12 protein-coding genes are annotated in these 13,850 nt (G+C 44.6%); all 12 read right to left on the minus strand.

The annotated features are described in order from the left end of the window. Positions 1 to 121 precede the first annotated feature (121 nt). The 12 genes from E3K36_14585 to thpR all read right to left on the minus strand — a co-directional run bounded on the left by E3K36_14585 (position 122) and on the right by thpR (position 13,826). Complete coding sequence (locus E3K36_14585) at positions 122 to 1,492, minus strand: DNA recombination protein RmuC (GenBank protein ID MCF6156429.1); 1,371 nt, start codon at positions 1,490 to 1,492, stop codon at positions 122 to 124. Between the two features lie 5 nt (positions 1,493 to 1,497). Beyond that, positions 1,498 to 3,324, minus strand: coding sequence for a glutamine--fructose-6-phosphate transaminase (isomerizing) (gene glmS / locus E3K36_14590; protein ID MCF6156430.1), 1,827 nt, complete (start codon positions 3,322 to 3,324; stop codon positions 1,498 to 1,500). A gap of 17 nt (positions 3,325 to 3,341) precedes the next feature. Beyond that, a complete protein-coding gene (lpxD, locus tag E3K36_14595; GenBank protein MCF6156431.1) occupies positions 3,342 to 4,352 on the minus strand; it encodes a UDP-3-O-(3-hydroxymyristoyl)glucosamine N-acyltransferase in 1,011 nt (336 codons plus the stop codon). A 97-nt stretch (positions 4,353 to 4,449) separates the two neighbouring features. After that, positions 4,450 to 5,694, minus strand: coding sequence for a beta-ketoacyl-[acyl-carrier-protein] synthase II (gene fabF, locus E3K36_14600; GenBank protein MCF6156432.1), 1,245 nt, complete (start codon positions 5,692 to 5,694; stop codon positions 4,450 to 4,452). Beyond that, the gene (locus E3K36_14605) at positions 5,695 to 5,928 is read right to left on the minus strand and encodes an acyl carrier protein (GenBank protein MCF6156433.1); all 234 of its coding nucleotides are present in this window, start codon (positions 5,926 to 5,928) and stop codon (positions 5,695 to 5,697) included. Positions 5,929 to 5,951: 23 nt separating this feature from the next. Then, positions 5,952 to 6,893, minus strand: a complete 942-nt coding sequence (gene fabD, locus E3K36_14610) for an ACP S-malonyltransferase (protein MCF6156434.1) — start codon at positions 6,891 to 6,893, stop codon at positions 5,952 to 5,954. A 5-nt stretch (positions 6,894 to 6,898) separates the two neighbouring features. Continuing rightward, a complete protein-coding gene (locus E3K36_14615; protein MCF6156435.1) occupies positions 6,899 to 7,888 on the minus strand; it encodes a ketoacyl-ACP synthase III in 990 nt (329 codons plus the stop codon). Between the two features lie 45 nt (positions 7,889 to 7,933). Beyond that, complete coding sequence (plsX, locus tag E3K36_14620; GenBank protein MCF6156436.1) at positions 7,934 to 8,950, minus strand: phosphate acyltransferase PlsX; 1,017 nt, start codon at positions 8,948 to 8,950, stop codon at positions 7,934 to 7,936. A 4-nt stretch (positions 8,951 to 8,954) separates the two neighbouring features. Continuing rightward, positions 8,955 to 9,182, minus strand: a complete 228-nt coding sequence (gene rpmF, locus E3K36_14625) for a 50S ribosomal protein L32 (protein ID MCF6156437.1) — start codon at positions 9,180 to 9,182, stop codon at positions 8,955 to 8,957. A gap of 290 nt (positions 9,183 to 9,472) precedes the next feature. Then, the gene (gene alaS / locus E3K36_14630; protein MCF6156438.1) at positions 9,473 to 12,133 is read right to left on the minus strand and encodes an alanine--tRNA ligase; all 2,661 of its coding nucleotides are present in this window, start codon (positions 12,131 to 12,133) and stop codon (positions 9,473 to 9,475) included. A gap of 9 nt (positions 12,134 to 12,142) precedes the next feature. Then, positions 12,143 to 13,234, minus strand: coding sequence for a recombinase RecA (recA, locus tag E3K36_14635; protein ID MCF6156439.1), 1,092 nt, complete (start codon positions 13,232 to 13,234; stop codon positions 12,143 to 12,145). 28 nt (positions 13,235 to 13,262) lie between these two features. Next, complete coding sequence (gene thpR / locus E3K36_14640; GenBank protein MCF6156440.1) at positions 13,263 to 13,826, minus strand: RNA 2',3'-cyclic phosphodiesterase; 564 nt, start codon at positions 13,824 to 13,826, stop codon at positions 13,263 to 13,265. Between the last annotated feature and the right edge of the window lie 24 nt (positions 13,827 to 13,850).

Raw genomic sequence — 13,850 nt, forward strand, 5'->3', positions numbered from 1 at the left:
GATTATACAGGATGTATAATCCTGCCTATAATCCATCAACCAGGTTTCGGACGCAGCGACCTCTTTTGCTCAAAACATGGGGCGTAGATTATCGTCGTGCTGACATCTTTGGCAAAGACAATCAGGGATTGTCATTTACCGTTTTGCAATGTTCACCTTGCATTTCCATAAGCATCCTGGCGCTTTTGTCAATTGGAACAAGCTCCTCGATTTCCTTCTTACTCCCGGCACCGAGCGCTTCGAACTTTCGCACGGAGGGGAGCACACGTCCTTCGAATGATGCCACAGCTGAGTTGAATGCCTCCACTGCCTTCCCAAGAGTTCCACCGAGCCTTGTGAGATGTTCAACCATCGTTGCAACGCGTTCATGGAGTTCTTGTCCGAGTTCACTAATCTTCCTGGTATTCTCTGACATCTGTTCCTGCCGCCAGCCGTAGTACACGGCACGCAGGAGTGCGATCAGGGTTGTTGGCGTTGCCAGGATGACATGCTGCTTCGCTCCTTCTTCAATTAATGCGGGATCCAATTCGAGGGCCGCGCTGAAAAAGGTTTCGCCAGGCAGAAAAAGAACCACAAATTCCGGTGTAGGTTGAAATTGTTCCCAGTAAGATTTTGCGCTCAATTTTGTCATGTGAGACCGAATCTGTTGTGCATGGCCCTTGAGCTTTGATAATCGCAGTTCATCGCTTGCAGATTCTAATGCATCTAAATAAGCCTGAAGAGGTGTTTTTGCGTCAACAACAATATTTTTTCCTCCGGGCAATCGTACGAGCATATCGGGCCGCAATCGTCCATCTTCCGTTGTTACCGTTTGCTGCCGGTAAAAATCGCAGTATTCCAGCATACCTGCAATCTCGACTACCCGCTTGAGTTGTATTTCTCCCCAGTGGCCTCGAACCGCCGGTGTCCGAAGGGCCTTGACCAGATTGCCTGTTTCAGACTGTAATTTCTCCTGCGTATAAATTAAGGATTTCACCTGCTCCGTTAGACTTCCGTACGCCTGCTGACGGGCTTTTTCTAATTCCTGGATCTGGGTATCTACCTTCTCCAGGGACTGCTTGATAGGTGTGACGAGTTGTTCAACGGCCTTCTGTCTCTGTTCGAGGTCTCCCTTTGCCTCGGTCTGATATTTTTCCAGGGTAATTTTTGCCAGCTCCAGGAAGGATTGGTTGTTACTCCTCAGCGCTTCAGATGAAAGTGCCTTAAAGGCATCACCCAGCTTCAGGGTAGCATGATTAAGGATGTCCAATTTTTCATAAGATGCCTTACGCTCGTGTTCGAGAATGGTCTCCAGTCGCACGATTTCCTGATTGAGCTGAGAAACTGTTTCATTCTTCAGGTCAAGATCGGCCCGTGTATTCGTCAGATCCTGTTGGGTTGTGATGAATTGTTCATTGAGCGTAGCAATGCGTACCCTGCAAAACAGCCAGGTGATAGCAGTTCCCGCAAAAATCCCGGCAATTATTGCAATAATCAACCACTGCATTTCCATAGGAATTATTCAACCGTCACACTTTTGGCGAGGTTTCTGGGTTTATCGACATCACACCCCCGCATGACTGCCATATGATAGGCCATTAATTGCAGCGGTATTACGGAAAGGATTGGCGTCAGGCAGTCGGACGTCTTGGGTATGTAAAAGACATGGTCGACCTTCTCTACAATCTGCTCATCACCTTCAGTTGCAATTGCAATCAGCCTTCCACCCCTGGATCTGACCTCTGCAATATTACTTAAGATCTTTCCGTAGACGCTATCTTTTGTAGCGATAAAGACCACGGGCATATTCTTGTTAATGAGGGCAATGGGACCATGCTTCATCTCTGCCGCCGGATAGCCCTCGGCATGGATATAGGATATTTCCTTGAGTTTTAACGCACCTTCAAGCGCTACCGGATAATTGTATCCTCTCCCCAAATAGAGGGCGTTTTCACTATCCTTATATATCCTTGCAAGTTCCACAATCTTCTCTTCCATGCTGAGAATGGTCTGAACCTTATCCGGTATTGATTGAATGACCTTGATCATATCGGAAGGTATCGGAGCGTGGGGATACTTCAGGTTCATCATGTAAATGGTAAACAGATATAAAACGGTAATCTGCGCGGTAAACGCCTTGGTGGATGCAACTCCTATCTCCGGGCCGATATGTAAATAAATCCCGCAATCAGCCTCCCTGGCAATGGTACTGCCAACGACATTACAGACAGAAAGCAACTTTGCGCCTTTGTGTTTAGCCTCGCGCATTGCTGCAAGGGTATCTGCCGTCTCACCTGACTGGCTTATGGCAATCACTACCGTACCTTCTTCAATAACGGGATTCCGGTACCGAAATTCTGAGGCATATTCTACCTCAACGGGTATGCGTGCCAGCTCTTCCAGCATATACTCACCCACAAGCCCTGCATGCCAGGACGTGCCACAGGCGACGATAACGATGCGTTTCGCCTCTCTGAGTTCCTTTTCACAACTCATTAATCCACCCAGTTTTATTAAACCGCTATTACTTTCAATTCTTCCGCGCATTACATTTCGTAGTGCTTGAGGTTGTTCATGGATCTCTTTGAGCATAAAATGTTCATAGCCACCCTTTTCGATCATATCAATATTCCACAGTACCTCTTCCACCTTTTTATATGTGGGAATATTTTGCATGGTCTTGGTTTCGTAATGGTTCAAAGTAAGAATAGCCACCTCGTTGTCATCCAGATATACCACATCCCTCGTATGCTCCAGCGAAGCAGAAACATCTGAGGTAATAAAATATTCCTGATTCCCAATTCCTATTACAAGAGGCGATCCCTTTCTCGCCGCTACAATTTTCTGCGGGTCCTTCGTAGAGATTACTGCAATGCCATAGGTTCCTTCGACCTCTTTTAACGCCTCCATAACGGCCATTTCAAGATTACCCTGAAAGTACTTTTCGATGAGATGCGCCAGTACTTCTGTATCTGTTTCACTCTTGAAGGTATGACCTTCCCGTTTTAATCTTGATTTTAAATAATCAAAATTTTCAATAATTCCATTATGTACCACGGCAATCTCATGGTGACAATCCGTATGAGGATGGGCATTCTCCATCGTTGGCGCACCATGCGTTGCCCATCGTGTATGGACAATTCCTGCATGGGTATTGGAATTGTTCCCATCAAGTATCTTCTCTAATTCGGCGATCTTACCAACGGCCTTTTCGCACTTCAGAACACCGTTCTCAACGAATGCAATCCCGGAAGAATCATACCCACGGTATTCAAGTCTTTTAATACCGTCTAATAGCACCCTGACAGCCTTGTTATGTCCAATATATCCTACAATTCCACACATACGTTTGTCCCTCAAAATTATTGTGATGTTTTCACAAGTCTTTTCATTGTATTATATATTTCCGGTAATTTTTTGATCAATACCTGGATACGTTTTTCTTCAGTAATGGGCTTGGCTGGTGAACCCCACACAACAGAACCGGCCTCCAGGCTCTTGTAAACATTAGAACCCCCACCAATAATACAGTTATCGCCTATAGATGCATGATCGGTAACGCCGACATCTTCTGCAATCAGGACATGCTTCCCAATTTTAGTGCTTCCTGCAATCTTGGCATATGCAATGAGCATGGAGTTGTCCCCTATGGTAACATTGTGGGCAATATGGGAATGATTGTCTATCTTTACGCCGTTTCCAATAATCGTTTTATCGAGTGCAGCGCGGCAGATCGTTACCATGGAGCCAATTTCCACATCGTCTCCTATTTCCACTGCTCCAATCTGCGGTATCTTGACGTGTCTTTTCTCTATTTGAAGATAGCCAAATCCATCGTCTCCAATAACGCTGTTGCAATGGATAATAACCCGTTTGCCAATGATACTATTTTCTCTTATAGATACATTGGCATAGATGATGGTATCGTCTCCAAGGTAACTCTCCTTGCCAATAAACGTGTTTGGATAAATCGTAACATAATTTCCTATCCTTACGTTATCTTCAATGACAACATGAGCACCAATGGAAACATCGTTCCCAATGATAGCAGCCTTACTGATAACAGCCGTAGGGTGAATACCGATAGGGCGCATATATCGTTCTTTTGCCACGACTTCCATAAATTTCGTGAAGGCAAGATAAGGATTTTCAATGACGATTTGTGGTTTTTTAAGTGCTTGTATTTCGCGATGTAAAATTATTGCGGAAGCCTTGGATGCCATGGCCTGGGGAGCTAGCGTATCATTCTTGATGAATGTTATATCCCCTTCTTTTGCGACTTCAACGCTGGCAATACCCGTGATGCAGGTATCTCCATTGCCAATGACTTTTCCGCCAATAACAGATTGAATTTCATCAAGCGTAAATTTCATGTTCTGTAAATCTTCAATTTAAAGGGGAGGCAGGAAAAGCAGTTCTAAAATGATGAAAAAGTTGTTGTCGTATGATAATTGTGTTTATTTTGTATGCCTATACCCGTCCAAGGATGACGCTGGCATTGTGTCCGCCAAAACCGAATGAATTGGAAAGGGACTTCCCAACCTTCCTTTCTCGGGCCACGTTGGGGATGAAATCCAATCCGGAGCATTCAGGATCCGGTGCCTCATAATTGATCGTTGGGGGAAGAACCCCTTTCTTAATTACTAAGGCGCAGATGATAACTTCGACACTTCCCGAAGCTCCGAGTTGATGCCCCAGCATAGACTTTGTAGAACTAACGGGGATTTTGGGTGCGTTGAGCCCAAAAACATTCTTTACGGCCTTCATTTCGATGTTGTCACCAATAGGGGTTGATGTAGCATGGGCGTTGATATAATCAATCTCTTCGGGATTGCACTGTGCGTCTTTCAGGGCACTTGTCATACACCGCATTGCTCCTTCGCCGTTGGGTTCAGGCGCTGCGATATGGTACGCATCTGAATTGAGACCGTAACCGAGTACTTCTGCATAAATATTAGCGCCTCGTTTTTTTGCTATCTCAAAATCTTCAAGCACAACGACACCAGCCCCTTCGGAAAGAACGAAACCGTCCCGGTCTTTATCAAAAGGACGGCTGGCCTTTTGTGGTTCCTTATTGCGGGTAGAGAGGGCTTTCATAGAGCTAAAACCACCAAGGGCTAAAGGGGTAATTACGGCCTCTGAGCTTCCTGCAAGCATAATATCTGCATCCCCTCTTTGGATAATACGGACAGCCTCCCCTATGGCATTGACTCCCGTAGTGCATGCTGTAACCAGTGCATAATTGGGGCCCTTGAGTCCGAATCGTATTGCAATCTGTGCAGAAGCAGCGTTAACCATCAATTTAGGAATCAGAAAAGGGGATATCCTTGAAGGCCCCTTTTTTAAAAGAATTTCATGCTGCGCTTCAAGTTCTATCAAACCACCCATACCTGAGCCAATTACAACCCCACCCCTTGTTTTGTCGAAGCTTTCCGTATTTAGTTCGGCATCTTTCACAGCCTGGATAGAAGCAACTATAGCAAACTGAGAGAACCGATCGAGTCGCCGCGCTTCTTTGACATCAAACCACTGAACAGGGTCAAAATCGCTGACTTCCCCCCCGAAATGGACATCAAAAGCAGAGGTATCAAAAGCGGTGATGGGTTTTATTCCACTTTTCCCTTCGCACAATGCCAACCAGATTTGGTTTATTTTCTGCCCTAGGGGGGTAATCGCCCCAACACCGGTAATAACGACCCTTCGCCGTTTCTGCATTTATTTGTGTTCCTCGATGTATTTAATAGCGTCTCCCACCGTCCGTATCTTTTCTGCATCTTCATCAGGAATATTCATATCGAATGCGTCTTCAAATTCCATGATAAGCTCTACGGTATCCAGCGAATCAGCTCCCAGATCATTAATAAATGATGTATCTTTTGTAATCTGTTCGGCTTTTACCCCCATTTGTTTTGTAATAATCTCTTTAACCTTATCTTCAACTGCTGACACGGTTTTACCTCCTTATGCTAAAATTAATTCGATTTTCCTATATTTTCAAAGGCCTCTACTGTGTCAATGTTTTTGATTTCCTGAGTAGAGTCAATCCTTTTCATGAGCCCCGATAAAGTTTTCCCTGGACCGATCTCATAAAACTGATTAAATCCGTTTTGTATCAGCATAGAGATCGACTGATGCCACCGCACTGGACTATTTAATTGTTTTGTCAACGATACTTTTATCTCGTCGGGCTCTCTCACATATGTTGCAATGATATTTGCTACAACGGGGATATTTGGTTTTGAAATTGGTGTTGCTTCCAGTTCCTTCGAAAGCTTATCACTTGCAGGGATCATTAAATCTGAATGAAACGCCCCATCTACCTTCAAAGGTACAACCATTCTCGCGCCTCGTTCCCTGGCAAGAACGGATGCCTTTTCTAACAAAGGCTTTTCGCCTGAGATAACAACCTGTCCAGGACTATTATAATTTGCAGCACAGATAACTCCCAACGGACTCATCTCTGCGCAAAGCTGTTCTACTTTTTCGTCTGCCAATCCAATTACAGAAACCATTCCGCCAGGATTTGCATTACACGCCTCTTGCATAAACAGACCCCGCTTATACACCAGCCTCACGGCATCTTTAAAGGCCATAGAGCCAGCAGACACATGGGCTGTATACTCTCCCAAACTCAGCCCGGCTGCTGCAAAACAGGTGTTTCCCTGAATTACTGAATTTCTTTTTAAGACTTCCAGTATTGCCAGGCTATTCACAAGTATGGCCGGCTGACAAACTGAGGTCTTGTTTAATTCCTCCTGTTTTCCGTGGAAACAAAGTTCAGCTATATCAAATCCCAGAATCTCATTCGCCTGATTGAATATCTCTTGCGCCTCTTTGAAACATGTATAAAAATCCTTACCCATTCCCACATATTGAGTGCCCTGACCTGGAAAAAGTAATGCCGTCTTTCGCATGCTTTCTACCACCGGATGACCGAGGATCCCCACGTTAATCCTCCTCCAAACGCCACCAGCATAACAATATCGCCTTTGGAGAGACGACCTTCCTTTCTGGCCTCATCAATTGCGATGGGAATAGAGGCTGAGGATGTGTTTCCGTATTTATCTATGTTTACAAACGCCTTTTCCATAGGCAATCCAAGTTTTTCCATGGTCGCCTCAATGATTCTCAGATTGCTCTGATGGGGGATAATCAAGTCGATATCTTCCAGGCAGAGGCCATTCTTATTTACCGTTTCTATAATCAAGTTCGTTATATTATTAATTGCCAGTTTGAATACTTCTTTACCTTTAAATTGAATATAATGGGTTCTTTCCTGAACCGATTCTAAAGAAGCAGGGTTCTTTGCCCCCCCTCCGGGCATGATCAGCACATCTGCCTGTGACCCATCTGCAGCCAGGTTCGTAGAAAGAATTTCGTGTTTTGTGCTGCTTTTTTGTATAATAACGGCACCGGCACCATCTCCAAACAACACGCACGTTGAGCGATCAGTATAGTCTGTAATCTTTGACAAACACTCCGCTCCTACCACGAGGACAGTTTCCATTGCCCCTGAATTTACAAAGCTTTGTCCAATAGACATTGCATAAATAAATCCGGCGCATGCCGCCAATATATCAAAAGCGCTAGCCCTGCTTGCCCCTATTTTCTGTTGTATATAACACGATGTCGCAGGAAAGATATGATCGGGTGTAATTGTCGATGTGATAATCATGTCTAAATCTTCGGGAGAAACTCCGGCATCCTCCATTGCTCGTAAGGATGCCTGGGTAGCAAGATCAGACGTTATTTGACCATTTTCAACGATACGGCGTTCTCTAATACCTGTCCGTTGGATAATCCAGTCGTCGCTGGTATCAACCATTTTTTCTAAATCATAATTGGTCAAAACCTTACCTGGCAGATAGGATCCTATACCTGTAATAGATGCCCTTTGATTTTGTTGCATGTGAGTTCTTAATTACCCAGAGGAGGTTAATTGGAGGCTAATCGGTTACGTAACACTTGCCACAGGTGCATTGGCCTTTTCCAGTTCGGAAACAATATGCTCGTTGACTTTGTTTTTTGATAACTGCAATGCAACTCTTACGGCATTTTGGATAGCCTTGGAATCAGACCTGCCATGGCATATAATACAAACACCATTAACACCCAGCAAAGGAACACCGCCGTATTCGGTAAAGTCCATTTTAGCCCTCAATGGACCAAAGGCTGGTTTGCACAAAAATAAACCCAACTTCGTCCAGAAGCTCTTCATTGCTTCTGCTTTAATCGTCGATAGAAGGCTCATGGAAAGCCCTTCCCCGAATTTCAACAGAACATTTCCCACAAATCCTTCGCAAACAACAATGTCGGCCTTACCATCAAATATTTCACGACCTTCTACATTTCCCACAAAATTTAACTGTGAATTGGAAAGAAGGATAAACGTTTCTTTCGCAAGATCATTCCCCTTTGCGTTCTCTTCACCGATATTCAGAAGTCCTACCCGCGGATCTTTGATACCGAAGATATATTTACTAAATATCGCTGCCATCACACCATATTGGTAGAGATGTATTGGTTTACAGGCAATATTTGCTCCCACGTCAATAACCAGACATGTACCAAGCCGTGTCGGAAAGGGAGCTGCAATACCAGGGCGGCGTACCCCTTTAAGAGTTCGCAAATGCATTGCCGATGCAGCAACCGTCGCACCCGTGTGCCCTGCACTAACTACGGCTGCAGCTTCTCCATTCGCAACAAGTTTGACGCTTCGTGTAATTGATGAATTAACCTTTTGACGTATGGAATAAGTCGCAGGGTCATCCATATCAACTACTTGAGATGCATGATGAATGGTAATATTCTTCGGGGTTATTCCGCAAGAGCCTAGTTCGTGGCGTATCGCTTTTTCATCGCCGACCAATAAAATCTCGCTATCCGGAAATTGCTGTGCGGCAAGGACCGACCCCTTAACAACCTCGTGAGGAGCCTTATCCCCGCCCATTGCATCTACCGCAACTCTCATAGACCTACTTTCCTACAGAAATAACTTGCTTACCTCGGTAATAGCCGCAGTTGTGACAAACCGTGTGGGGTTGGTTTACCTGCTTGCAATGTGAGCAAATATAACGCTTTGAGCGTACACCGGTGCCTTTCCCTATGTTTTCAGCAAGGGGAATAACAGGCGGGGTTAACTTGTCGTGCGTACGTCTTTTGCGAGTTCTTGAGTTTGAAAACCTCCTCTTTGGATTAGGCATTTATCACCTCTATAAAAGTTCCATATAAATTTCACAAAAAGGTGTATCGAAAACGCAAAATACCGGAAGCATTTTTTTAAGGCCGGCATCTTGGTATTCCATCATAAACTGCTTCTACTTTCTGATGTAAATATATTATTTTGTTTCAATTAGTATTCCATAATATATTATATACACATCACTTTCAAACCAAAAATTCTATAGAGAGACACCTTCATTGTCAAGCGAAAACTTAGAGGTGGCGAAGCGTATAGACATTCACAATTAACCTGCCAGTACTTTTTGTTCTATTACGCGTCAACACCATTGAGTATTTTTTTGCTTATCAACTCTACTGCAAAGCCCAGCGCCTCATCTAATTTTTCCACATATTGCCCGCCAGCCTGAGCCATATCAGGTCTGCCTCCCCCTCCACCACCGACTATCTTTGCCACCTCCCTTGAGATATTCCCTGCGTGTAAACCGCGCTTGACCAAAAGAGGACTCATGGCGGCAACTATCGTTACACGGCCATTTTGTGTGGCACCCAGTACGATAGCCATCTCCTTGGCAGATCTCATTAATATATCCACCGTTTTTCTCAAATCGTCTATGGTTGCATCCTCTATTTTCCTTGTAATAATTTTTACCCCTGAAACTTCTTTGGCGTTTTCAAAAAAAGATTCAACCTTGCCATGTATCTCTTTTTGTTTGACCTTGTGGAGCTCTTTTTGAAGATTCTTTAATTCGTGTAACAATTCCTGCGCTTTTGTCAGCAACTTATCCTCATTGGTATTCAGGATACTACACATATCCTGAATAACTCTTTCTTTTTCCCTACCCCTGTGTAATGCAGCTATGCCTGTAATTGCTTCAATACGCCTGATTCCTGCCGCAACGGAGGATTCACCAACGATTCTAAACAATCCAATTTCCCCTGAATAATTTACATGTGTCCCACCGCACAACTCTTTGCTGAAATCACCAACAGAAGCCATCCTGACAAGTTCTCCATATTTTTCCCCAAACAGGGCCATAGCACCGGCATTCCTTGCCTCCTGGATAGGTAATTCTTTTACCGACACAGGTACATTCTCCAAAATTATCTCATTGACCATATCTTCGACCCGTACTATTTCTTCTCTTGTCAACCCGGAGAAATGGTGAAAATCAAAGCGAAGGCGGTCGGGGGCTACCAGGGAACCAGACTGTTCTGCGTGCTGGCCGATCACTTTTCGCAAGACATAATGGAGTATATGCGTTGTCGAGTGGTTCCTCCGAATGGAATTCCTTCGCTGGACATCAATTCTGGCATGAACCAAACTACCCGTCCTGAGTTCCCCTTTTGTCACCTTTCCTATGTGCAGAACAAACTCATTATTCTTCTTTGTATCGGTAATACGGATGTGATTCCCTCCTGCTTCAAAAACACCTGTATCACCAACTTGTCCACCCGATTCACCGTAAAATGGTGTTCGGTCCAAAATCACCGTAACTTCACTTCCGGCTGTGACCGCATCAACAAGTTGGTCACCCTGGATAATGGCAACTACCCTTCCTTCACATTCGCATTTCTCATAGCCAAGAAATTCCGTACCTTTCGAAATATCTTTAATCTTGCTCAGCGGACCAGTGTCAAAGACCTGGCCTGTCATTTGAGACGATGTCCTTGCCTGCAACCGCTGCCTTTTGAGTTCGTTCTCAAAGCCATCCTTATCCACTACGAATCCTTTCTCACCGAGAATCGATTCAGTCATATCTAAAGGAAAACCATAGGTGTCGTACAATTTAAAGGCTTCCTGACCAGAAAGGATTTTTTGGTTGTTCCTTTGCAAAGCGTCCATGAGTTCTTTCAGTCTGGTCGTTCCCTGTTCCAGGGTCTCATGAAATTTCTCTTCTTCACTTTTCACAATCCGGGCAATATTCTCTCTGCGCTGCTTAATATCGGGATAATGTTCCTGCATCACATTGCTTACAATTGGTACCAGTTTGTACAAAAAGCAGTCTTTTATACCCAGTTGTGTACCATCCCTTATAGCGCGCCGCAACAACCGCCTCTCGACATATCCACGCCCTTCGTTGCTAGGCAGGACGCCGTCAGAAATACAAAACACACACGCCTTCACATGATCAGCAATGCGGCGCATGAGTACGGCATACCCTTGTTGTCCGTTATATTTTAACTGTGTGATTTCTTCCAGGGATTTGATAATAGGACTGAAGATATCGATATCGAAGTTGGTTTGTACCCCTTGCATGACACGCGCCATTCTTTCCAGCCCCATACCCGTATCTACGTTTCTGTTTGGTAAAGGTACCAGCTTGCCTCCTTCTGTGCGGTCGTATTGTGTGAATACAAGGTTCCATATTTCTACGAACCGGTCACAATCGCAGGCAGGCTCACATTCTTTTCGCCCACAACCGATTTTTTCTCCCTGGTCGAAAAATATCTCAGAACATGGGCCACAAGGTCCATTAGGACCCAAGTGCGGTGCGTTTGCTGGCCAAAAGTTGTCCTTTTCACCGTATTGATAAATCTTTGACCGGGGGACACCAATGTGTTTTTCCCAAATTTCGTATGACTCCTGATCGTCTTTATAAACGCTTACACACAGACGATCCTCTGCGATTTTTAACTCCTGAACCAGGAATTCCCATGCCCATTCAATCGTTTCTTTCTTAAAATAATCTCCAAAGGAAAAATTCCCCAGCATCTCAAAAAAAGTATGATGGGAAGCAGTTTTACCTACATTATCAATATCCCCGGTACGGAGACATTTCTGACAGGTAGTTGCCTTTTTAAAGTTTAAATTTCCTTTGCCCAAAAACATATCTTTAAACTGATTCATCCCCGCGCCGGTAAAGAGAAGTGTCGGGTCATTCTGCGGAACCAATGAGTCGCTGGGCCAGATTACATGAGACTTTTTTTCAAAAAATTTCAGAAATTTATTACGAATCTCGTTTGTCTTCATACAATTAAATTACTTTTCACCCTTTTTAGAGGCAGATTCTGCCTTCGTCTTTTCGGAAGCTTTTTCAGGGGGTTTTTCTGTAATCAATTCCGGTTTTATCTTTTTTAGGATAGCATGCTCAATTTCCTTCATCAATTCAGGCTTTCCTTCGACAAACTGCCTGGAATTTTCCCTGCCCTGCCCCAACCGGATTTCACCATAGGAAAACCAGGTACCGGACTTGTCGATAATTTGATGTTCGACCCCAAGGTCAATAATATCTCCGGCACGCGATATGCCCGTGTTATACAGGATATCAAACTCCGCCCTTTTAAACGGTGCCGCGACCTTATTTTTGGCGATGGTAGCGCGAACCCTATTCCCGATGGTCACGTCACCGTCTTTTATGCTCCCGATTCTCCGGATATCGATACGCACGGAGGAGTAAAACTTCAACGCCCTGCCACCCGGGGTTGTCTCCGGGTTCCCCCCATACATAACACCGATCTTCTCCCGAATCTGATTAATAAAAACAACACAGGTCTGAGATTTTGAAATACAACCAGTCAACTTGCGCAATGCCTGCGACATCAACCTTGCCTGCAACCCCACGTGTGCATCGCCCATTTCCCCTTCAATCTCCGCGCGGGGGACAAGGGCTGCCACAGAATCAATCGCGACGATATCTACCGCATTACTCCTCACCAGCAATTCCGCAATCTCAAGCGCCTGCTCCCCGGTATCGGGCTGATTAACCATGAGATTGTTTAAATCTACCCCCAATTTCCTGGCATAGTCAGGGTCCAGCGCATGTTCGGCATCAATAAAGGCAGCAGTGCCACCCCCCTTCTGGGCGTTAGCAATAATATGGAGAGTCAGGGTGGTTTTCCCCGAGGATTCCGGGCCAAATATTTCAACGATTCTTCCGCGCGGGATACCCCCCACACCGAGCGCAATGTCGAGAGATAATGCCCCGGTCGAGATGGTAGGAACGTCCACCCTCGTCTCGCCTCCCAGCTTCATGATCGTTCCTCTCCCGTACTGTTTTTCGATCTGCGAAATTGCTCTTTCTAATGCTTGCTGTCGTTTTTCCTTTTCTGCATCCTCTGGTTTCGATATCATAATTCACCCATACGAAAAGTCACACCTATTAAATTAAATCAACACTATGTAACTTCGTATATATGGGTCCCTCCGGCGAAAGGTCACTCTTCATTAAAACCACCTGCGACACATGTTCTGAACCAAAATCAAACCCATTGTACGAATTCAGATTCTCGATAAGCTTTCTTACATTCCTGCGCGTTTTTATCCGTCCCACCGTCAGGTGGGCTTCAAAGTTACGATCCTCATGCTCCACACCCAACGCCATTAATTGATTGTCCAGTCTCTCGTGGATCTTTGCCAAAACTCCACCTGGATCAATTACATCTGCAAAGATGACCCGTGGATTTTTCTCCGTTGGGAGAGTACCTATTCCTCTGTAATCAAGATCAAACGGTCTTATATGAGTCACGGAATCTTTTATTATGTTAGTAACTGCCTCAATTTTTTCTTCGTCAATAGCGCCAATAAACTTTAAAGTAATATGGAGATTTTCAGGAGCCACCCAACTGACGTCTGCATCCACTTTTTTGAGCTTATCCTGAAATTCCGCTAATTTTTTTCTGATTTCCCCGGTAATTTCAACTGCGACAAAAAGCCTTACGTTCATATGATAAACAACCCTGATAACTCA

It is taken from the genome of Candidatus Brocadia sp. (assembly GCA_021646415.1).
In the GTDB taxonomy this organism is placed as follows: Bacteria; Planctomycetota; Brocadiia; order Brocadiales; family Brocadiaceae; genus Brocadia.